18 protein-coding genes are annotated in these 21297 nt (G+C 69.2%); all 18 read right to left on the minus strand.

Translation table 11 applies throughout. The features are described from left to right. Position 1: 1 nt before the first annotated feature. The 18 genes from rplW to rplK all read right to left on the minus strand — a co-directional run bounded on the left by rplW (position 2) and on the right by rplK (position 21277). Complete coding sequence (rplW, locus tag C6W10_RS24670; RefSeq protein WP_101368144.1) at positions 2-304, minus strand: 50S ribosomal protein L23; 303 nt, start codon at positions 302-304, stop codon at positions 2-4. Beyond that, the gene (rplD, locus tag C6W10_RS24675; protein WP_107260901.1) at positions 301-954 is read right to left on the minus strand and encodes a 50S ribosomal protein L4; all 654 of its coding nucleotides are present in this window, start codon (positions 952-954) and stop codon (positions 301-303) included. The genes rplW and rplD overlap by 4 nt, the downstream gene beginning before the upstream one ends. After that, positions 951-1613: a 50S ribosomal protein L3 gene (gene rplC, locus C6W10_RS24680; protein ID WP_107260903.1), complete on the minus strand. Its 663-nt coding sequence runs from the start codon at positions 1611-1613 to the stop codon at positions 951-953. Before rplC ends, rplD begins: the two co-directional genes overlap by 4 nt. A gap of 11 nt (positions 1614-1624) precedes the next feature. Next, on the minus strand, positions 1625-1933 hold the full coding sequence (gene rpsJ / locus C6W10_RS24685; RefSeq protein ID WP_007073037.1) for a 30S ribosomal protein S10: 309 nt from the start codon (positions 1931-1933) through the stop codon (positions 1625-1627). A 356-nt stretch (positions 1934-2289) separates the two neighbouring features. Beyond that, entirely contained in the window at positions 2290-3483 is a 1194-nt protein-coding gene (gene tuf / locus C6W10_RS24690; protein ID WP_107260905.1) for an elongation factor Tu, read from the minus strand. A gap of 236 nt (positions 3484-3719) precedes the next feature. Further along, entirely contained in the window at positions 3720-5816 is a 2097-nt protein-coding gene (fusA, locus tag C6W10_RS24695) for an elongation factor G (RefSeq protein ID WP_107260907.1), read from the minus strand. Positions 5817-5902: 86 nt separating this feature from the next. Beyond that, positions 5903-6373, minus strand: coding sequence for a 30S ribosomal protein S7 (gene rpsG, locus C6W10_RS24700; RefSeq protein ID WP_101368149.1), 471 nt, complete (start codon positions 6371-6373; stop codon positions 5903-5905). 1 nt (position 6374) lies between these two features. After that, positions 6375-6749 carry a 30S ribosomal protein S12 gene (gene rpsL, locus C6W10_RS24705; protein ID WP_101368150.1) on the minus strand — a complete coding sequence of 125 codons (375 nt, stop codon included), beginning with the start codon at positions 6747-6749 and terminating at the stop codon, positions 6375-6377. Positions 6750-7239: 490 nt separating this feature from the next. Continuing rightward, entirely contained in the window at positions 7240-8130 is an 891-nt protein-coding gene (locus C6W10_RS38750) for a hypothetical protein (protein WP_234361405.1), read from the minus strand. A gap of 175 nt (positions 8131-8305) precedes the next feature. Further along, the gene (locus C6W10_RS24715; protein WP_107260909.1) at positions 8306-8662 is read right to left on the minus strand and encodes a hypothetical protein; all 357 of its coding nucleotides are present in this window, start codon (positions 8660-8662) and stop codon (positions 8306-8308) included. A 91-nt stretch (positions 8663-8753) separates the two neighbouring features. Beyond that, on the minus strand, positions 8754-12641 hold the full coding sequence (locus C6W10_RS24720) for a DNA-directed RNA polymerase subunit beta' (protein ID WP_107260911.1): 3888 nt from the start codon (positions 12639-12641) through the stop codon (positions 8754-8756). 90 nt (positions 12642-12731) lie between these two features. Next, on the minus strand, positions 12732-16163 hold the full coding sequence (locus C6W10_RS24725; RefSeq protein ID WP_107260913.1) for a DNA-directed RNA polymerase subunit beta: 3432 nt from the start codon (positions 16161-16163) through the stop codon (positions 12732-12734). Positions 16164-16828: 665 nt separating this feature from the next. Then, complete coding sequence (gene rplL / locus C6W10_RS24730; RefSeq protein WP_101368154.1) at positions 16829-17212, minus strand: 50S ribosomal protein L7/L12; 384 nt, start codon at positions 17210-17212, stop codon at positions 16829-16831. A 61-nt stretch (positions 17213-17273) separates the two neighbouring features. Continuing rightward, complete coding sequence (gene rplJ, locus C6W10_RS24735) at positions 17274-17813, minus strand: 50S ribosomal protein L10 (RefSeq protein WP_101368155.1); 540 nt, start codon at positions 17811-17813, stop codon at positions 17274-17276. Between the two features lie 361 nt (positions 17814-18174). After that, complete coding sequence (locus tag C6W10_RS24740) at positions 18175-18864, minus strand: hypothetical protein (protein ID WP_107260915.1); 690 nt, start codon at positions 18862-18864, stop codon at positions 18175-18177. Further along, positions 18861-19913, minus strand: coding sequence for an ATP-binding cassette domain-containing protein (locus tag C6W10_RS24745; protein WP_107260917.1), 1053 nt, complete (start codon positions 19911-19913; stop codon positions 18861-18863). The genes C6W10_RS24740 and C6W10_RS24745 overlap by 4 nt, the downstream gene beginning before the upstream one ends. A 130-nt stretch (positions 19914-20043) precedes the next feature. Then, positions 20044-20757, minus strand: a complete 714-nt coding sequence (gene rplA, locus C6W10_RS24750; RefSeq protein WP_107260918.1) for a 50S ribosomal protein L1 — start codon at positions 20755-20757, stop codon at positions 20044-20046. Between the two features lie 88 nt (positions 20758-20845). Beyond that, on the minus strand, positions 20846-21277 hold the full coding sequence (gene rplK, locus C6W10_RS24755; RefSeq protein ID WP_107260920.1) for a 50S ribosomal protein L11: 432 nt from the start codon (positions 21275-21277) through the stop codon (positions 20846-20848). Between the last annotated feature and the right edge of the window lie 20 nt (positions 21278-21297).

A 21297-nucleotide genomic window follows, 5' to 3' on the forward strand; every position in this document is an offset into this window, starting at 1 on the left:
CTCAGCTGACCGGGCCGCCGAAGGCCTCGATACGGTCACCGTCAGCCAGCTTCACCATCGCCCGCTTGGTGTTCTTGCGCTTGCCGTACCCGGTGCGGGTGCGCTTGCGCTTGCCCTCGCGGTTGAGCGTGTTCACCGTCAGGACGCGCACGTCGAAGATCTGCTGAATCGCGATCTTGATGGCGGTCTTGTTGGCGTCCGGGTGCACCAGGAAGGTGTACCAGTTCTTGTTCAGCTCGCTGTAGCTCTTCTCCGAGACGACCGGCGCGAAGATGATGTCTCGCGGGTCGGCGATGGTGCTCACTTCTCGCTCTCCTCACCCTGCGCCCCACCACGGACACCCAGGAACTCGTCCAGGGCCTCCTTGGTGAAGACCACGTCGTCGGCCACCAGCACGTCGTACGTGTTGAGCTGGCTGGCCTCCAGCAGGTGTACCCGGGGCTCGTTGCGCAGCGAGAGCCAGTTCAGCTCGTCGGTGCTGCTGAGCACGACCAACACCCGCTTGGCCTCGGTCGCCTTGCGCAGCGCGGTGAGGGCTGCCTTGGTCGACGGCTTGTCGCCGGAGACGAAGGTCTCGACCACGTGCACCTGGCCGCCGCGGGCCCGGTCCGAGAGGGCGCCCCGCAGCGCGGCGGCCTTCATCTTCTTCGGGGTCCGCTGGCTGTAGTCACGCGGGACCGGCCCGTGCACGACGCCACCGCCGGCGAACTGCGGCGCGCGGATCGAACCCTGCCGGGCCCGACCGGTGCCCTTCTGCTTGTACGGCTTCTTGCCGCCACCGGCGACCTCGCCACGGGTCTTGGTCTTGTGCGTGCCCTGCCGCGCGGCGGCGAGCTGGGCGACCACGACCTGGTGCATCAGCGCGATGTTGGCCTGCACGTCGAAGACCTCGGCGGGCAGCTCGACGGAGCCGCTCTTGGTGCCCTCGGCGGTCAGCACGTCAACGGTGGTCATGCCGCACCGCCCTTCTTGGCCACGACCTTGGCGGCCGAGCGGACCAGCACCAGCGCGCCCTTGGGGCCGGGGACGGCGCCGCGGACCAGGAGCAGGTTGTTCTCCGGGTCGACCGCCTGGATGGTGAGGTTCTGCACCGTGTAGCGCGCCCCACCCATCCGGCCGGCCATCCGGGTGCCCTTGAAGACGCGGCCGGGGGTCGCGCAGGCGCCGATCGAACCGGGCGAGCGGTGCTTGCGCTCGACACCGTGGCTGGCGCGCAGACCGTGGAAGCCGTGCCGCTTCATGGGACCGGCGAAGCCCTTGCCCTTGGTGCGGCCGGTCACGTCGATCGGCGTACCGACGGCGAACGCCTCGACGCTGACCTCCTGACCCAGCTCGTAGTCGGCGGCGTCGGTGGTGCGCAGCTCGACGATGTGCCGGCGCGGCGCCACGTTGGCCTTGGCGTAGTGGCCGCTGATCGGCTTCTTGACCTTCCGGGGGTCGACCACGCCGTACGCCAGTTGGACCGCGGAGTAGCCGTCCTTCTCAGCGGTGCGGACCTGGGTGACGACGCACGGTCCGGCCTGCACCACGGTCACCGGGACAACCTTGTTGTTGTCCCAGACCTGGGTCATGCCGAGCTTGGCGCCCAGGATGCCCTTCACTTGCCTGTCCATTAGTCCGGTCCCTACAGCTTGATCTCGATGTCGACGCCAGCCGGCAGGTCGAGGCGCATGAGCGAGTCGACCGTCTTGGGGGTCGGGTCGATGATGTCGATCAGACGCTTGTGCGTGCGCATCTCGAAGTGCTCACGCGAGTCCTTGTACTTGTGCGGCGAACGGATCACGCAGAAACGGTTGATCTCCGTGGGCAGCGGCACCGGGCCCGCGACCTGAGCCCCGGTACGCGTCACCGTCTCAACGATCTTGCGCGCCGAGGAGTCGACCACCTCGTGGTCGTACGCCTTGAGCCGGATGCGGATCTTCTGTCCCGCCATGGTGGCCTCTGTTCCTTCTCTCGCCTTGTCCGTCCCGCCCGCCCGCTCCAGCGGAGCCGCTCTCCCGGAGGGGGAGCGGGATGTTCCATGCCGGGCTCGGGCGCTGCCCAGTTCCCGTGCTGTCCGACCCCCGCGGTCGGGCGTGTCGCACCCCGGGGCCGGACTCCACCCCGGAAAGTCCGAGGCGGTCCCGCCCGTGCGGGAAGTATCGGGGCGCCGGGGATAGATCAACTATCTCCGGACGCCCAGCAAGGGTGGCTGGCTGCTGGCAGCCAGCCACCCCGCCGGCACGCAACCTGACCAGTATGCCGTACTACCGCACGACAACGCTAATCGGGGTTACCTGAATTACTTGATTACTTGACGATCTTCGTGACGAACCCGGCGCCGACCGTCCGGCCGCCCTCGCGGATGGCGAACTTGAGGTTCTCCTCCATCGCGATCGGCTGGATCAGCTTGACCGACATCGTGGTGTTGTCACCCGGCATGACCATCTCGGTGCCCTCGGGCAGCGTGACGACGCCGGTAACGTCCGTGGTCCGGAAGTAGAACTGCGGACGGTAGTTCTGGAAGAACGGGGTGTGCCGGCCGCCCTCCTCCTTGGAGAGGATGTAGACGGTCGCCTCGAACTCCGTGTGCGGGGTGGTGGTGCCGGGCTTGACGACCACCATGCCGCGCTCGACGTCCTCGCGCTTGATGCCACGCAGCAGCAGACCGACGTTCTCACCCGCACGGGCCTCGTCGAGCAGCTTGCGGAACATCTCGATACCGGTGCAGACCGTCTTCTGCGACTTCTCGCGGATACCGACGAGCTCCACCTCCTCGTTCGGCTTGAGCACACCGCGCTCGGCGCGGCCGGTCACCACGGTGCCCCGACCGGTGATCGTGAAGACGTCCTCGATCGGCATGAGGAACGGCTTCTCGGTCTCGCGCTCCGGCTGCGGAATGGCGGTGTCGACGGCGCTCATCAGGTCCATGAGCTTGTCGGTCCACTCCGGGTCGCCCTCAAGCGCCTTCAGCGCCGAGACCCGGACGACCGGCAGGTCGTCACCGGGGTACTCCTGCGCCGAGAGCAGCTCGCGGACCTCAAGCTCGACCAGCTCGAGCAGCTCCTCGTCGTCGACCATGTCGCTCTTGTTCAGCGCCACGACGATGTAGGGAACGCCGACCTGGCGGGCCAGCAGCACGTGCTCGCGGGTCTGCGGCATCGGGCCGTCGGTCGCCGCGACCACCAGGATCGCGCCGTCCATCTGCGCGGCACCGGTGATCATGTTCTTGATGTAGTCGGCGTGACCGGGGCAGTCGACGTGTGCGTAGTGCCGCGCCTCGGTCTGGTACTCGACGTGTGCGATCGAGATCGTGATGCCCCGGGCCTTCTCCTCCGGCGCCTTGTCGATCTCGTCGAACGGCGTGTACGGGTTCAGGTCCGGCATCCTGTCGTGCAGGACCTTGGTGATGGCCGCCGTCAGCGTCGTCTTACCGTGGTCGATGTGACCAATGGTGCCGATGTTGACGTGCGGCTTAGTCCGCTCGAACTTCGCCTTCGCCACTGGTGTCCTCCTGTGGACTTCTTGGTTCGTACGCCCGGCACGCCATTCGGCGCTCAGGACTCTGTCGACAGCCTTTCCGACCGAGGGTTCCCGGCCGGGAAGTCATGTGGGTCTTGCGGCGGTGAAACCTTCAGGCCCGGTCTAGCAGCCCGGCCCGTGGGCGCCGCGGGCGAGATTACCCGCCCGCCGCGCTCGCGGTATCACCGGCCCGGCACCGGGTCAGTGCGCGTTTCCGCTCACTCACCCGTCGCCTTCGCGATGATCTCCTTCGCCACGCTCGCGGGAACCTCGGCGTAGGAGTCGAACTGCATGCTGTAGCTAGCCCGGCCCTGGGTCTTCGACCGCAGGTCGCCGACATAGCCGAACATCTCCGACAGCGGCACCAGGGCCCGGACGATGCGAGCGCCGCTGCGCTCCTCCATCGCCTGGATGATGCCCCGGCGGGAGTTGAGGTCGCCGATCACGTCGCCCATGTTCTCCTCGGGCGTCGTGACCTCGACCGACATCATCGGTTCGAGCAGTGCCGGATCGGCCTTGCGGGCCGCGTCCTTCAGCACCATCGAACCGGCGATCTTGAAGGCCATTTCCGACGAGTCGACCTCGTGGTACTGGCCGTCCAGCAGGGTCAGCTTCACACCCACCAGCGGGAAGCCGGCGAGGATGCCGTACTGCATGGCGTCCTGGGCACCGGCGTCCACCGACGGGATGAACTCCCGCGGGATCCGCCCACCGGTGACCGCGTTCGCGAACTCGTACGTCGGCGAGTCGTTGTCCAGCGGCAGCGGTTCGAGGCTGACGATGACCCGGGCGTACTGCCCCGAACCACCGGTCTGCTTCTTGTGGGTGTACTCGATCTTCTCCACCTTGCGGCGGATGGTCTCCCGGTACGCCACCTGCGGCTTGCCGATGTTCGCCTCGACGTTGAACTCGCGGCGCATCCGGTCCACCAGGATGTCCAGGTGCAGCTCGCCCATGCCGGAGATGACCGTCTGGCCGGTCTCCTCGTCGAGCTTGACCCGGAAGGTCGGGTCCTCCTCGGCGAGCCGCTGGATGGCGGTGCTCAGCTTCTCCTGGTCGGCCTTGGTCTTCGGCTCGATCGCGACCTCGATGACCGGCTCCGGGAAGGTCATCGACTCCAGGATGACCGGGTTGGCCGGGTCGCAGAGGGTGTCACCGGTGGTGGTCTGCTTCAGGCCCTGTACCGCGATGATGTCGCCAGCCTTGGCGGAGCTGCGCTCCTCCCGCTTGTTGGCGTGCATCTGGTAGATCTTGCCGATCCGCTCCTTGCGGTCCTTGGTGGAGTTGACCACCTGGGACCCGGACTCGACCACGCCGGAGTAGACCCGGAAGTAGGTCAGCTTGCCCAGGTGCTTGTCGGTCTGGATCTTGAACGCGAGACCGGAGAAGGGCTCCGAGGTCGACGGCTTGCGCTGCAACGGGGTCTCCCCGTCGGCGGCCGTGCCCTCGATCGCCGGGATGTCCAGCGGCGACGGCAGGTAGGCGACCACCGCGTCGAGCATGGGCTGGATGCCCTTGTTCTTGAACGCGGTACCGCAGAGCACCGGGTTGGCCTTGCCCTCGATGGTGGCGCGGCGGATGCCGGCCTGGATGTCCTCGACCGAGAGTTCCTCGCCCTCGAGGTACTTCTCCATCACCGAGTCGTCGACGTCGGCCAGGGTCTCCAGCAGCTTCTCGCGCCACTCGGCGGCGGTCTCCGCCAGCTCGGCCGGGATCTCCTCGACCGCGTAGTCCTCGCCCTTCTGGGTCTCCCCGCGCCAGGTGAGGGCACGCATCCCGACGAGGTCCACCACGCCGATGAAGTCGGACTCGGCGCCGATCGGCACCTGGAGCACCAGCGGGGTGGCGTTGAGCCGGTCGATCATCATCTGCACGCAGCGGAAGAAGTCCGCGCCGGTCCGGTCGAGCTTGTTGACGAAGCACATCCGGGGGACGTTGTACTTGTCGGCCTGACGCCAGACGTTCTCCGTCTGCGGCTCCACGCCGGCGACACCGTCGTAGACGGCCACCGCACCGTCGAGGACCCGCAGCGACCGCTCGACCTCGACCGTGAAGTCGACGTGGCCGGGCGTGTCGATGATCTGGATCGTGTGGCCCTTCCACTCGCACTTGGTGGCGGCGGAGGTGATGGTGATGCCCCGCTCCTGCTCCTGCTCCATCCAGTCCATGACGGCGGCGCCCTCGTGGACCTCACCGATCTTGTAGGTGATGCCGGTGTAGAACAGGATTCGCTCGGTGGTAGTGGTCTTACCGGCATCGATGTGCGCCATGATGCCGATGTTGCGTACGTTGGCGAGCGCGTCTGCGGCGGCCACTTCAATCCCTACTTGTCGTCTCGTCGGTGTGATCGCGACCGTTGCCGGGCCCCGGCGCGGCTAACCGCGCCGGAACCCGGAGGCCGTTACCAGCGGTAGTGCGCGAAGGCCTTGTTGGACTCGGCCATCTTGTGGGTGTCCTCACGCCGCTTGACGGCGGCGCCGAGACCGTTGCTCGCGTCGAGCAGCTCGTTCATCAGCCGCTCGACCATCGTCTTCTCCCGGCGGGCGCGGGAGTAGGTGACCAGCCAGCGCAGGCCCAGCGTGGTGGCACGCTGCGGCTTGACCTCGACCGGCACCTGGTAGGTCGCGCCACCGACCCGGCGGCTGCGCACCTCCAGGGTCGGCTTCACGTTGTCCATCGCCCGCTTCAGGGTGACCACGGGGTCGGTGCCGGACTTCTCCCGGCAGCCCTCCAGGGCTTCGTAGACGATGCGCTCGGCGAGCTGACGCTTGCCACGGAGCAGGATCTTGTTCACCAGCTGGGTGACCAGCGGGGAGTTGTAAACCGGGTCCGCGACCAGCGGCCGGCGCGGAGCAGGGCCCTTACGCGGCATGTCAGCTCTTCTCCTTCTTCGCGCCGTAGCGGCTGCGGGCCTGCTTGCGGTTGCGGACACCCTGGGTGTCCAGCGAACCGCGGACGATCTTGTAGCGCACGCCCGGAAGGTCCTTCACCCGGCCACCACGGACCAGCACGAGGGAGTGCTCCTGGAGGTTGTGCCCGACGCCCGGGATGTAGGCGGTCACCTCGATCTGGCTGCTGAGCTTCACCCGAGCGACCTTGCGCAGCGCGGAGTTCGGCTTCTTGGGGGTGGTGGTGTACACGCGCGTGCACACGCCGCGCCGCTGAGGACTCCCCTTCAGCGCCGGCGTCTTGGTCTTACTCGTCTTCGCCTGGCGGCCCTTGCGGACCAACTGCTGGATCGTGGGCACCGGGTTTTCCGCTCCCTTCGGCCGCCCTCTGCGACCGCGCCGTGTGTCTTAGCCCCCCACGCGGGTGGCTCTCTTACCTTCCAACCAGGGCCGTCTCGGGACGGTCCCGGCACCCGCGGTCGGGCGTGTCGCCCGCTCGCGGTCTCCGCCGCCACTCGTCGACGCCGGATTCCAGCCCGTCGGCACGCTGGGGCGTAGCCGACTCGTTTCGACTTTGTCGTGACGTTGCTCGATTGCCACCATGTGGGCTCGGGCACACGCACGAGTTGCCCGGGCATGCCCGGGCACGAGAGGAAAGAGTACCTACCGTGAGTGGGCACGTCAAAACAGGACTCCGGAAGGTTGTCGAGCAACCCCCGGCCAGGCCCGGATCTCCGCGTCGCTCCCGAGAAGCACTGCCGGTTTTCAAGTGTACCGGCTGATCTCGCGATCGGCCCGTCGGCCCGGTAACCCGACATCCGCCGCCCGGACCGGCCCGCCCGTACGGCACTCAGGCCAGTTGCAGCAGCACCGCCACGGCCAGCGCGATCACGGTCAGTGCCAGGCCGACGCCGGCACAGCTGATCCCGGCGATCGCCAGGCCCCGGCCGGTGAACCGGACCGGCGGCGCCGTGGCACCCGGTGCGGCTCCGGGCGCCGGGCCGCGGCGACCGGGCCAGATCGGCCGAGCGCCCGGCGAGGTCTGCCGGCGCCCCAGCTCCCCCAGCAGCAGGCCGGTCACCCCGAGCAGCCCGGCGAGCACCGCGAAGGCGCCCGCCACCCAGCCACCCCAGTCCGCCGGGCTGCTGCCGGCGAGGCCGAGGCAGCCGCCGGCGAAGGCGACCAGCACGGATCCGCCCCCGGTGACCAGCGAGGCCACCGCCGGCCCCGAGGTGACCGGTGCCACCTCCAGATGTACCAGGCCGAACGGGGTACCCGGGACCGCGTCCACCCGGCTCGGCGCCCGCATCGACTCCCGTGGCGGCGCCGGCACCGCCCCGAACCGCGCGCCGCCGGCCAGGCCCGCTCCACCGGCCGGTCCGCCCGTCCCGGGGTACCCGGCCGGGGCCGCCTGCGGGTCGGTCCGGAACGCCCCCGGCATCGGGTACGCCGCACCGGTGGCCGCCCCGCGCACCCCGACCGGCGCCGGGCCGGAGGGGGTACCCGACCAGGCCGCACCGGGGTTCGCCGGGGCCGGCGGGCCCGACGCGGGACGGGCCCACTCGTGCCCCGCCGGAGCTGGCTGTCCCGGGGCGCCCGGCAGCGGCGTCGACGCCGGCAGCGGCGCATCCGTCGGCAGCGCGTACGAGGGCTCGTGGTAGCGGGGCTGGTCCCCGGCCGGCTGCCCCGGTGTCTCGTCCGCCGCGCGCTCCACCCGGGGTGGCTGCGCCTCCTCCGTCACGGAACTCCCCCTGCAACCACCGAGCCGCCAACCAGGGCGGAACCGACCGGCCGAGGAGAATCCGTCGACCGGGCCCGACACGTCGTGCCAAGGTCAGGTTACCGTCGCAGCGCCGTCCACCGCCGGTCCGGTCACGTCCGGTAGCTCGGGCCGGCACCCGGCGCCGCCGGGCCGGTCAGTCGACCCCGGGTGCGAAGTCCTGACCCACCGAGCCGTCGGCCCACTGGACCACACCGATCACGGTCGCCACCACCACCGCGGTCGCGGCGAGAACCATCCCCGCCCAGGCCAACCGCTCACCGCGACGCAGCCAGGCGGCGCCGGTCAGATAGCCGCCCGACGCGTACGCCTCGCGGCGGGCCTGCCGGGCCAGCAGCATCGCGACCGTCGCCGGGACGATGCCCCCGACCGCCGGACCGGTCAGCAGCGCCATCAGGCCGAGGGCGAAGACCGCTCGCGACTTCGTGGAGCGCACCGGATCCGGGTCGAGGGGATGCCGGGTGGCCGGGCTGGCGGCCGGCGTCGTGGTCACCGCGTCAGCCTACCCAACCCGGCTACCACGGCCGGAAAAGCGGGACGCCCCGCCCGTCAACCGACGGGCGGGGCGTCTCGGAGATGTCGCCTCAGCGGTACGACCCGAAGTCGAAGTCGTCCAGCGGCACAGCCTGGCCGCTGGCCGGCCCGAACCCGTAGTCGGTCTCCGGGTAGCCGGTCATCGAGTAGACCTTGGCCTTCGCCTCCTCGGTCGGCTCGACCCGGATGTTGCGGTACTTGCTGATGCCCGTACCGGCCGGGATGAGCTTACCGATGATGACGTTCTCCTTGAGACCGATCAGCGAGTCGCTCCGGGCGTGGATCGCCGCGTCGGTGAGCACCCGGGTGGTCTCCTGGAAGGAGGCCGCCGACAGCCACGAGTCCGTGGCCAGCGAGGCCTTGGTGATACCCATCAGCACCGGCCGGCCCGCCGCGGGCTCGCCGCCCTCGGAGACGAGTCGGCGGTTCTCCGACTCGAAGAGCGCCCGGTCGACCAGCACACCCGGCAGGAACTCGGTCGCGCCGGAGTCGATCACCGTCACCCGCTTGAGCATCTGGCGGATGATGATCTCGATGTGCTTGTCGTGGATGAGCACACCCTGCGACCGGTAGACCTCCTGGACCTCCTGGGTCAGGTGGACCTGGACCGCCCGCGGGCCGAGGATCCGCAGCAGCTCGTGCGGGTCGATGGTGCCCTTGGTCAGCTTCTGGCCGACGTCGACGTGATCACCGTCGTGTGCCTGGAGCGGCACCCGCTTGGAGATCTTGTCGTACACGATCTCGTCGCTGCCGTCGTCCGGCACCACGATGATCTTGCGCGACCGCTCGCCGTCCTCGATCCGGATCCGGCCCGGGGTGTCGGCGATCGGCGCCTTGCCCTTCGGGACCCGGGCCTCGAAAATCTCCTGGACCCGGGGCAGACCCTGGGTGATGTCCTCACCCGCGACACCACCGGTGTGGAAGGTACGCATCGTGAGCTGCGTGCCCGGCTCACCGATCGACTGGGCGGCGATGATGCCGACCGCCTCGCCGACGTCCACGGTCTTGCCCGTCGGCAGCGAGCGGCCGTAGCAGGCCCCGCAGACGCCGAGCTTGGACTCGCAGGTGAGCACGCTGCGGACCCGTACGGTGTCCACCCCGGCCCCCACGATCTTGTCGACCAGGATCGTGTTGATGTCCGCACCCCGCTCGGCGACCAGGTTGCCGTCCGGCCCCTTGATGTCGTCGGCCAGGGTACGGGCGTGCACGCTGGTCTCCACGTGCTCGTGTGCCACCAGCCTGCCGTCGAGCTGGGTCGCGATCTGCATCGGGATGGCGCGGTCGGTGCCGCAGTCCTCCTCGCGGATGATCACGTCCTGCGAGACGTCCACCAGACGACGGGTCAGGTAACCCGAGTCGGCGGTACGCAGCGCCGTGTCGGCGAGACCCTTCCGGGCACCGTGCGTGGAGATGAAGTACTCCAGTACGGAGAGACCCTCCCGGTAGCTGGCCTTGATCGGCCGCGGGATGATCTCGCCCTTCGGGTTGGCCACCAGACCACGGATCGCGGCGATCTGGCGGAGCTGGAGCAGGTTACCGCGGGCACCCGAGTTGATCATCTTCCACAGCGGGTTCTCCTGCGGCAGCGCGGTCTCCATCTCCTTGGCGACCTCGTTGGTCGCCTTGGTCCAGATCTCGATGAGTTCGCCGCGACGTTCCTCGGCGGTCATCAGACCCCGCTGGTACTGCTTGTCGATCCGCTCGGCTTCCTTCTCGTACCGCTCCAGGATGTCCCGCTTGCGCGGCGGCGCGATGACGTCCTCCATGCCGATCGTCACGCCGGACCAGGTGGCCCAGTGGAAACCGGCCTCCTTGAGCCCGTCGAGCGTCGCGGCCAGCGCCACCTTCGGGAACCGCTCGGCGAGATCGTTGACGATCGCGGAGAGCTGCCCCTTGCGGATCTCGTAGTTCACGAACCGGTAGCCCTGCGGCAGGGTCTCGTTGAAGAGCACCCGCCCCAGCGTGGTCTCCACGGTCAGCGGCTCACCCGGTACCCACTCCTCCGGAGCGGTCCACCGCGAAGCGCCGGGCCCGTTGTCCACCTCGGTCACACCGCGCAGCCGGATCTTCACCGGGGTCTGCAGGTGCAGTTCGCCGTTGTCGAACGCCATTCGCGCCTCGGCGTCCGAGCTGAACACCCGACCCTCGCCGATCTCACCCGGGGTGAGGTGGGTGAGGTGGTAGAGACCGATGACCATGTCCTGGGTGGGCATGGTGACCGGCTTGCCGTCGGCCGGCTTGAGGATGTTGTTCGACGAGAGCATCAGGATCCGGGCCTCGGCCTGCGCCTCGGCCGACAGCGGCACGTGTACCGCCATCTGGTCGCCGTCGAAGTCCGCGTTGAACGCGGTGCAGACCAGCGGGTGGATCTGGATCGCCTTGCCCTCGACGAGCTGCGGCTCGAACGCCTGGATGCCCAGCCGGTGCAGGGTCGGCGCCCGGTTCAGCAGTACCGGGTGCTCGCCGATGACCTCTTCCAGCACGTCCCAGACGACCGGCCGCTGCCGCTCGACCATCCGCTTGGCGGACTTGATGTTCTGTGCGTGGTTGAGGTCGACCAGCCGCTTCATCACGAACGGCTTGAACAGCTCCAGCGCCATCTGCTTGGGCAGGCCGCACTGGTGCAGCTTGAGCTGCGGACCGACGACGATCACGGAACGACCGGAGTAGTCGACCCGCTTGCCGAGCAGGTTCTGCCGGAATCGGCCCTGCTTGCCCTTGAGCATGTCCGACAGCGACTTCAGCGGCCGGTTGCCCGGGCCGGTGACCGGACGACCCCGACGACCGTTGTCGAAGAGCGCGTCCACGGCCTCCTGGAGCATCCGCTTCTCGTTGTTGACGATGATCTCGGGCGCGCCGAGGTCGATCAGTCGCTTGAGCCGGTTGTTCCGGTTGATCACACGCCGGTAGAGGTCGTTCAGGTCCGAGGTCGCGAACCGGCCACCGTCGAGCTGCACCATCGGGCGCAGGTCCGGCGGGATCACCGGTACGCAGTCCAGCACCATCCCGAGCGGCGAGTTGCGGGTGTTCAGGAACGCCGCCACGACCTTGAGCCGCTTGAGCGCCCGGATCTTCCGCTGCCCCTTGCCGGTACGGATGATCTCGCGGAGGTTGTCGGCCTCGGCGTCCAGGTCCATGTTCTGGACCAGCGCCTTGATCGCCTCCGCGCCCATCCCACCGGTGAAGTACTCGCCGAACCGGTCCCGCAGCTCGCGGTAGAGCAGTTCGTCGGTGACGAGCTGCTTCGGCTCCAGCTTGCGGAAGGTGTCCAGCACCTCGTCGAGGCGGTCGATCTCGCGCTGCGCCCGGTCGCGGATCTGGCGCATCTCGCGCTCTCCGCCCTCCTTGACCTTGCGCCGCACGTCGGCCTTGGCACCCTCGGCCTCCAGCTCGGCCAGGTCGGCCTCGAGCTTGGCGGCCCGCTTCTCGATCTCCGAGTCGCGGCTGTTCTCGGCCTGCCGCTTCTCGGCGAGGATCTCGTTCTCCACCGTGGCAAGGTCACGGTGCCGCGCCTCCGTGTCGACGCTGGTGACAACGTACGACGCGAAGTAGATGATCTTTTCGAGGTCCTTCGGCGCCAGGTCGAGCAGGTAGCCCAGCCGGCTCGGCACACCCTTGAAGTACCAGATGTGCGTCACCGACGCGGCCAGCTCGATGTGGCCCATCCGCTCACGCCGCACCTTGGAGCGGGTCACCTCGACGCCGCAGCGCTCACAGATGATGCCCTTGAACCGAACCCGCTTGTACTTACCGCAGTAGCACTCCCAGTCCCGCTGCGGACCGAAGATCTTCTCGCAGAAGAGCCCGTCCTTTTCCGGCTTCAGGGTGCGGTAGTTGATCGTTTCAGGCTTCTTGACCTCGCCGTGCGACCACTGACGGATGTCGTCGGCGGTGGCCAGGCCAATCCGCAACTCGTCGAAGAAGTTGACGTCGAGCACGTTATATGTCCCTCGTGTCGTGTCGTTTCTGTTGCTGGCACCCGGGGTTGGGGTCCGGAGCGGCTCCAGCCGCCCCGAACCCACCACCCACTACACCTCTTCGACCGAGCTCGGCTCACGCCGGGACAGGTCGATGCCGAGCTCCTCCGCAGCGCGGAAGACCTCGTCGTCGGTCTCGCGCATCTCCAGGGCCACGCCGTCGCTGGAGAGCACCTCAACATTGAGGCACAGCGACTGCAGCTCCTTGAGCAGCACCTTGAAGGACTCCGGGATGCCCGGTTCGGGGATGTTCTCGCCCTTGACGATCGCCTCGTAGACCTTGACCCGGCCGAGGACGTCGTCGGACTTGATCGTCAGCAGCTCCTGGAGCGCGTACGCGGCGCCGTACGCCTGCATCGCCCAGCACTCCATCTCGCCGAACCGCTGGCCACCGAACTGCGCCTTACCACCCAGCGGCTGCTGCGTGATCATCGAGTACGGGCCGGTCGACCGAGCGTGGATCTTGTCGTCGACCAGGTGGTTCAGCTTGAGGATGTAGATGTAGCCGACCGCGATCGGGTCGGGCAGCGGCTCGCCGGAACGTCCGTCGAAGAGCTGCGCCTTGCCGCTCGCGCCGATCAGCTGCTTGCCGTCCCGGTTGGGCAGGGTCGACGAGAGCAGACCGGAGATCTCCTCCTCCTTGGCGCCGTCGAAGACCGGCGTCGCCACGTTGGTGTCCGGCTCGGACTCGTGCGCGTCGATCGAACGCAGCGCCCGCTTCCAGTCGGCGTCGTCACCCTGCACCTGCCAGCCGGTCTTGGCGACCCACCCGAGGTGGGTCTCCAGCACCTGGCCGATGTTCATCCGGCTCGGCACGCCGAGCGGGTTGAGCACGATGTCGACCGGGGTGCCGTCCTCCAGGAACGGCATGTCCTCGACCGGCAGGATCTTCGAGATGACGCCCTTGTTGCCGTGCCGGCCGGCGAGCTTGTCACCGTCCTGGATCTTCCGCTTCTGCGCCACGTAGACCCGGACCAGCTCGTTGACGCCCGGCGGCAGCTCGTCGCCGTCCTCCCGGCTGAACGTCCGTACGCCGATGACCGTGCCGGTCTCGCCGTGCGGCACCTTCAGCGAGGTGTCCCGGACCTCGCGCGCCTTCTCGCCGAAGATCGCGCGGAGCAGCCGCTCCTCCGGGGTCAGCTCGGTCTCGCCCTTGGGCGTGACCTTGCCGACCAGGATGTCGCCGGTGACGACCTCGGCGCCGATCCGGATGATGCCGCGCTCGTCGAGGTCGGCGAGCATTTCCTCGCTGACGTTCGGGATGTCGCGGGTGATCTCCTCCGGACCGAGCTTGGTGTCCCGGGCGTCCACCTCGTGCTCCTCGATGTGGATCGAGGTGAGGGCGTCCTGCTGGACGAGGCGCTGCGACAGGATGATCGCGTCCTCGTAGTTGTGGCCCTCCCACGGCATGAACGCGACCAGCAGGTTGCGGCCGAGCGCCATCTCGCCGTCGTCGGTGCACGGACCGTCCGCGATGACCTGGCCCGCCTCGACCCGATCGCCCTCGAAGACGACCGGCTTCTGGTTGACGCAGGAGCCCGCGTTGGAGCGACGGAACTTGTGCAGGAGGTAGGTACGCCGGTGGCCGTCGTCCTGGTGCACCGTCACGTAGTCGGCGCAGAGGTCCTCGACCACGCCGCCGACCTCGGCGACGACCACGTCACCGGCGTCGACCGCGGCCCGGTATTCCATGCCGGTGCCGACCAGCGGCGCCTCGGCCTTGACCAGCGGCACCGCCTGGCGCTGCATGTTCGCGCCCATCAGTGCCCGGTTGGCGTCGTCGTGCTCGAGGAACGGGATCATGGCGGTGGCGACCGACACCATCTGGCGCGGCGACACGTCCATGTAGTCGACCGCGGTGGGTGCGACGTAGTCGACCTCACCGCCCTTCCGGCGGACCAGGACCCGGTCCTCGGCGAAGGTGCCGTCCGCGCGCAGCGCGGTGTTGGCCTGCGCCTTGACGAACCGGTCCTCCTCGTCGGCGGTCAGGTAGTCGATCTGGTCGGTGACCCGGCCCTCGACGACCTTCCGGTACGGCGTCTCGATGAAGCCGAACGGGTTGACCCGGCCGAAGGTCGACAGGGCGCCGATCAGGCCGATGTTCGGGCCTTCCGGCGTCTCGATCGGGCACATCCGGCCGTAGTGCGACGGGTGCACGTCCCGGACCTCGAAGCCGGCCCGCTCCCGGGACAGACCACCCGGGCCGAGCGCGCTCAGCCGGCGCCGGTGGGTCAGGCCCGCCAGCGGGTTGGTCTGGTCCATGAACTGGGACAGCTGCGAGGTGCCGAAGAACTCCTTGATCGCCGCCACGACGGGACGGATGTTGATCAGGGTCTGCGGCGTGATCGCCTCGACGTCCTGGGTGGTCATCCGCTCGCGGACCACCCGCTCCATCCGGGAGAGGCCGACCCGAACCTGGTTCTGGATCAGCTCGCCCACCGTACGGAGCCGGCGGTTGCCGAAGTGGTCGATGTCGTCGGCCTCGTAGCCCTCCTCACCGGCGTGCAGCCGGCAGAGGTATTCCACGGTGGCGACGATGTCGTCCTCGGTCAGCGTGCCGGTGTTGATCGGCACGTCCAGCTCGAGCTTCTTGTTGAACTTGTATCGGCCGACCTTGGCGACGTCATACCGCTTCGGGTTGAAGAAGAGGTTGTCGAGCAGGGTCTGGGCGTTCTCCCGCGTCGGGGGCTCGCCCGGCCGGAGCTTGCGGTAGATGTCGAGCAGCGCCTCGTCCACCCCGGCGATGTGGTCCTTCTCCAGGGTGGTCATCATCAGCTCGGACCAGCCGAACCGCTCACGGATCTGCTCGTTGGTCCAGCCGATCGCCTTGAGCAGGACGGTGACGGCCTGCCGGCGCTTACGGTCGATGCGGACACCCACGGTGTCGCGCTTGTCGATGTCGAACTCCAGCCAGGCACCCCGGCTCGGGATGACCTTGACGCTGGAGAGATCGCGGTCGGAGGTCTTGTCCGGCTGCTTGTCGAAGTAGACGCCCGGGGACCGGACGAGCTGGCTGACCACCACGCGCTCGGTGCCGTTGATGATGAAGGTGCCCTTCGGCGTCATCATCGGGAAGTCACCCATGAACACCGTCTGGCTCTTGATCTCGCCGGTGGTGTTGTTGGTGAACTCCGCGGTCACGAACAGCGGGGCGCAGTAGGTCAGGTCCTTCTCCTTGCACTCCTCGATCGAGGCCTTGACCTCGTCGAAGCGCGGCGCGGAGAAGGAGAGCGACATAGTGCCAGAAAAGTCCTCAATGGGACTGATCTCGTCGAGGATCTCGGCGAGACCCGATCGAGCGTGCGGGTCGTCGGCCGACCGGCCCTGCCAAGCCTCGTTGCCGACCAGCCAGTCAAACGACTCGTTCTGGATGGCGAGGAGGTTGGGGACCTCGAGGTGTTCGGTAATCCTGCCGAAGGAGATTCGGCGGGGCGCGAAAGCGCTCGACGTACGACTGGTCTTCGCAGGGCGGGAAGCTGCCAAGATGCGTCCTTCCGAGGACCGGTGCTGCTAGATGCGGCTGTCACGCGTGCACTCCAATGGCCCCACTCCAAACGCCCAAAACTGGACATTCCGAGCAGGGGTCAAGTCGGAAGGCAGCGCAAACTAGCAGTGTAGCCGAGCGGCTAACCGCTGTCCAGCCCACCACGGCAGGGCGTTGCAGAACGTGTCGCCAACCAGTGGCTGGCGCGCGCTGAGCGCGCTCACACGTCCCGCACGCATCCCGCTAGGCCTCGTAGGAACCAGCGGCTCGTGGTGCTGCCGTGGCCCTTACCCAGGTGTCGGCCGTCGCAAGCGCGGAAGGTCTTGCTGATGTCAGCGTGCCTGCCGGTTCGTGCCGCGTCAAGGGCTGATGCCCGGGTCGGGCGACCTCTTTGCCCGGGTCGCCATCCGAGCCTGACCGGCCGGACGGGCCAACGACGGCCGTCCGAGGCGTCAAAGCCCTGATCATCGACGGTCGCAGCCAGTCAGCGGACGGAGACGGGCGGCGATCCGGCGCCGGATCGCCGCCCGTCGGCGACATTGCTGTGCGTCAGCTCACTAGAGCGACGCGGGCCGCCTCCGGTGGCCCGTACCCCTGTGACTCCCGCTCGGCGGAACGGAGAGCTGGTCGGTACGGACGCACCGGGCGCGGCGTGGAGCGGAAACTACTTGAGGGTGACCTTCGCGCCCTCGGCCTCCAGCTTGGCCTTGGCCTTGTCGGCGGCCTCCTTGTTGGCCTTCTCCAGGACCGGCTTCGGCGCGGCCTCGACGAGGTCCTTGGCCTCCTTCAGGCCCAGGCCGGTCAGCTCACGCACGACCTTGATGACCTGGATCTTCTTGCCGCCGTCAGCCTCCAGGATGACGTCGAACTCGTCCTGCTCCGGCTCGGCCTCGGCGGCCGGGGCCGCGGGGCCACCGGCGGCGACGGCCACCGGCGCGGCGGCGGTCACGTCGAAGGTGGTCTCGAACTGCTTCACGAACTCCGAGAGCTCGATCAGCGTCATCTCCTTGAACGCGTCGAGCAGCTCTTCGGTGCTGAGCTTCGCCATGGTGTCTGGCGTCCTTTCCTGATTTCTTACACGAATATCGGGGTACCGGAGGGCTGGCCGATCAGGCCTGCCCCTCCTTCTCACGCTTGTCCTGCAGGGCAGCCGCCAGGCGGGCGGTCTGCGCCAGCGGCGCCTGGAACAGGGCAGCGGCCTTGCTCAGGCTGCCCTTCATCGCGCCGGCCATCTTGGCCAGCAGCACCTCACGGGACTCGAGGTCGGCGAGCTTGTTGACCTCGTCCGCGGTGATCGCCCGGCCCTCGAAGACGCCACCCTTGATGACGAGCTTCGGGTTGGCCTTCGCGAACTCCCGCAGACCCTTCGCCGCCTCGACCACGTCGCCGGAGACGAAGGTCAGCGCGGTAGGACCGGTGAACAGCTCGTCGAGGCCGGCAATGCCAGCGTCCGTCGCGGCACGCTTGGCCAGCGTGTTCTTCGCCACCTCGTAGGTCGTGTCCCGACCGAGCGAGCGGCGCAGCTGGGTGAGCTGGGAAACCGTCAGCCCGCGGTACTCGGTGAGCACGGTGGCGCCCGAGTTGCGGAAGTATTCGGTGAGCTCGGCGACGGCGGTGGCCTTGTCGGCCCGAACCGGCTTGTCCGCCATGTCCCTCCTCTCTCGTTACTCCAGGCTGACCACGCCCGATCGGCCGGCGGCGCGAACGGAGCCCGGGTGCGGATCGGAGATCCCACCACAACGAGAGAAGCCCCGGCGCAGGGCGCACGGGGCGGGGAAGGTCATGCGGACACGACCTGGCACGCTACCGTCTCCCCCTGCGCGGGCCGCCCGTCGAGCGGGACCTTCGACCGTGCCGGGGCACGGTGACCAGCGGTCTCTGGGTTAAAACGTCGACCAGGCTAGCCTGACCGACTTATCAGAGTACGCGACGCCGGCCGTGACGACCAAATCACCCCGGGTGCTCCAGCTCACGTCCGCCCCGGCACCCGCCCACCTGCCGACGTCCGGATCACGCCCGGCGGCGGCGCAGCCAGGCGTAACCGGCCAACGCCACCGCGCTCCAGAGCAGGGCGTGCCCGGTCAACAGGGCCACCGACCCGGCGGTCGGGCCGGCGGTGCTGGCCCGGGCGGTGGCGAGTACCGGCGGCGCGATCCAGGGCAGCACCGACTCCTTCAGCCCGAACACGTACACCCCGACCACCCCGCCGACCAGGGCGGTCAGCCCGTACAGCGGGCTGCTGGTCGCCGCCCGGCTGGCCAGCGCACCGAGCGCGACCGCCGCCGGCAGGATCAGCAGGTGCGCCCAGAGCCCCACCGCCAGGCCCAGCGCGAGCGGCAGGTCACCGGCCCGCTGTGGCCCGGTGACCCCGCCGAGCAGCCAGGGCAGCAGCAGCGCGACCGGGATCAGGGCCAGCCCGGCCAGCCCGGCGGCGAACACCCCGCCGGCCAGTTCCGCCCGCCGACCGGCGGCGACCACGGCGAGCCGGCGCTGGGTGTCCGGCTCGGTGTCCAGCAGCAGCTTGGTCTGCCAGGCGAGGACCGGGAAGAGGACCACGGCGGAGACGCCGTACGCCTCGGCGGCCTGCGCGGCGCCGCCCCCGTACAGCACGCCGAGCGCGACCAGCCCGGCGATCAGCGGCGGCAGCGCCCGGGCGGTCCGGACGAAACCCGCCAGCCGCATCCGGGCCAGCGCGGTCACGACGCCTCCCCGGCGGCCGCGACGGAATCCCCCGGCTGCCCGTCCCCGTCGACCGCCCCGGCCGGAGCGACCGAACCGCCCGGCACACCGGGAACGGCCGGCGCGGCCCGGACACCGGGAGCACCCGGCACGGCAGGAACGGCCGAGGCGCCGGGAACGGCCTGCGCGCTGGGGACGGCCGGGGTGCCCGGCGGGGCGGGCAGCCTGGCCGGGGGATCACCGTCGCTGAGGGTCGGCGGCTCGGCAGGGCGTACCCGGAGGACCTGGTGGCCGGCGCGGCGGAGCGCGGCGACCGTCTCCAGGGCCTGGGCGGCCGGCACGGCGATCTCCACCACGGAGGTCGCGCCCCCGGTGATCCGCCGCTCGGCGACGGCCGGCGGCCCGGTCGGCACGCTCCCGGCGGGTACCCCCGCGACCTGCTGCTCGGCGGCGGCCGGGGCCAGGACCGTCACCGTCCCGTCGGCGACGCTCCACCGGGCGGCGTACGGCAGTCGCACGGTCTCGCCGCGATGGTCGCTGACCAGCACGGAACCGCCGTCGTCGAGCACCTCCCCGATCAGCTCGGGGACCAGCTCCCGGGTGGGCCCGTCCAGCCCCTCCCAGGGTTCGTCGAGGACGAGCAGACCGGGCGGGCGGAGCAGGGCCTGGGCCAGTCCGACCTTCTGGGCCGTCCCCTTGGAGAGCGCCGGCAGCCGGACGTCGCGGTACGCCGCCAGTCCGAGGCGCTCGATCCAGCCGGTCACGGTACGGGCCGTCGCCGCGCCAGAGAGTCCCCGGATCCGCCCCATCCCGGTGAGGTACTGGTCGACGGTGTACGGCTGGTCGGCCGGAAACCGCTCCGGCACCCAGCCCACGATGCCGGGGCGGTCGCGGACCACGCCCCGGGTCGGGTCCAGTACGCCGACGGCCAGCTGGAGCAGCGTCGACTTGCCCACGCCGTTCCGACCGAGCACCACGGCGCTCTGCCCGGGGTCGATCTCCACCTCGACCGCGCGGAGCACCCAGGGGGCGCGGGCGCCGTACCGCAGCCAGACCTGATCCAGTCGCACGGATAGCAGAGTGCCACAGCGGCGCCCGGAGCGCGGGGGCGCGACGGCACAGACGCCGACGCGGGGCGCCCCGCGAAACGTCGTCGCTGGGCGCCCCGCGTCGGACGGGACTTACCGGGTCGGTCGAGGCTCAGACCTCGGCCGACTCCCGCAGGTTCTTCACCACGTTCGGGTCGACCGGAACGCCCGGGCCCATGGTGGTGGTGAGGGTGACCTTCCGGAGGTACTTGCCCTTGGCCGCGGACGGCTTGGTCCGGAGTACCTCGTCGAGCACCGCGGCGTAGTTCTCCACCAGCTGGGCCTCGGAGAACGAGGCCTTGCCGATGATCAGGTGCAGGTTGGAGTGCTTGTCCACCCGGAAGGTGATCTTGCCGCCCTTGATGTCCGAGACGGCCTTGGTGACGTCCATGGTCACCGTGCCGGTCTTCGGGTTCGGCATCAGGCCGCGCGGGCCCAGGATCCGCGCGATCCGGCCGATCTTGGCCATCTGGTCCGGCGTGGCGATCGCCGCGTCGAAGTCCAGCCAGCCCTCCTGGATCCGGGCCACCAGCTCGTCGGTGCCGACCACGTCGGCTCCGGCGGCGGTCGCCTCCTCGGCCTTGGCGCCGGCCGCGAAGACGATCACGCGGGCGGTCTTGCCGGTGCCGTGCGGGAGGTTGACCGTGCCCCGGACCATCTGGTCGGCCTTGCGGGGGTCGACGCCGAGGCGCATCGCGACCTCGACCGTGGCGTCGAACTTGACGGTGCTGCTCCCCTTGGCCAGCCGTACGGCCTCGATCGGGGTGTAGAGCTTGTCCCGGTCGATGGCCTCGGCGGCCTTGCGGTAGCTCTTGCTGCGTTGCATCTCTGATTACTCCTGTGGTGTATGGCGGGCCACGGAACGCCGCGGCCCTCCCACGAACTGGTCGTGCCGGTCAGGGGTGGGCGGAAGACTATTCCTTGACCGTGATGCCCATCGACCGGGCGGTGCCGGCGATGATCTTCTCGGCCTGCTCGACGTCGTTGGCGTTGAGGTCGGACATCTTCTTCTCGGCGATCTCGCGCAACTGGGCGCGGGTGACCGAGCCGACCTTCTGGCTCTGCGGGACGCCGGAGCCCTTCTGCACGCCGGCGGCCTTGATCAGCAGACGGGCGGCGGGCGGGGTCTTCAGCACGAAGGTGAAGGTCCGGTCCTCGTACACGCTGATCTCGGCCGGCACGATGTCACCGCGCTGCGACTCGGTCTGCGCGTTGTACGACTTGCAGAACTCCATGATGTTGACGCCGTGCTGACCCAGCGCCGGGCCGACCGGCGGCGCCGGGGTGGCCTGGCCCGCCGGGAGCTGAAGCGTGAACGTCTTGACGAGCTTCTTCTTCGGAGGCATGTCACTTCCTGGGCTTGAAA

It is taken from the genome of Plantactinospora sp. BB1 (assembly GCF_003030385.1).
Taxonomy (GTDB): Bacteria; Actinomycetota; Actinomycetes; order Mycobacteriales; family Micromonosporaceae; genus Plantactinospora.

Coding starts and splice junctions, on each gene's coding strand:
- rplK (WP_107260920.1), bottom strand. CDS start 21,277: ATGCCTCCGAAGAAGAAGCTCGTCAAGACGTTCACGCTTCAGCTCCCG.
- rplC (WP_107260903.1), bottom strand. CDS start 1,613: ATGGACAGGCAAGTGAAGGGCATCCTGGGCGCCAAGCTCGGCATGACC.
- rplA (WP_107260918.1), bottom strand. CDS start 20,757: ATGCAACGCAGCAAGAGCTACCGCAAGGCCGCCGAGGCCATCGACCGG.
- rplL (WP_101368154.1), bottom strand. CDS start 17,212: ATGGCGAAGCTCAGCACCGAAGAGCTGCTCGACGCGTTCAAGGAGATG.
- rpsG (WP_101368149.1), bottom strand. CDS start 6,373: ATGCCGCGTAAGGGCCCTGCTCCGCGCCGGCCGCTGGTCGCGGACCCG.
- rpsJ (WP_007073037.1), bottom strand. CDS start 1,933: ATGGCGGGACAGAAGATCCGCATCCGGCTCAAGGCGTACGACCACGAG.
- rplD (WP_107260901.1), bottom strand. CDS start 954: ATGACCACCGTTGACGTGCTGACCGCCGAGGGCACCAAGAGCGGCTCC.
- rplJ (WP_101368155.1), bottom strand. CDS start 17,813: ATGGCGGACAAGCCGGTTCGGGCCGACAAGGCCACCGCCGTCGCCGAG.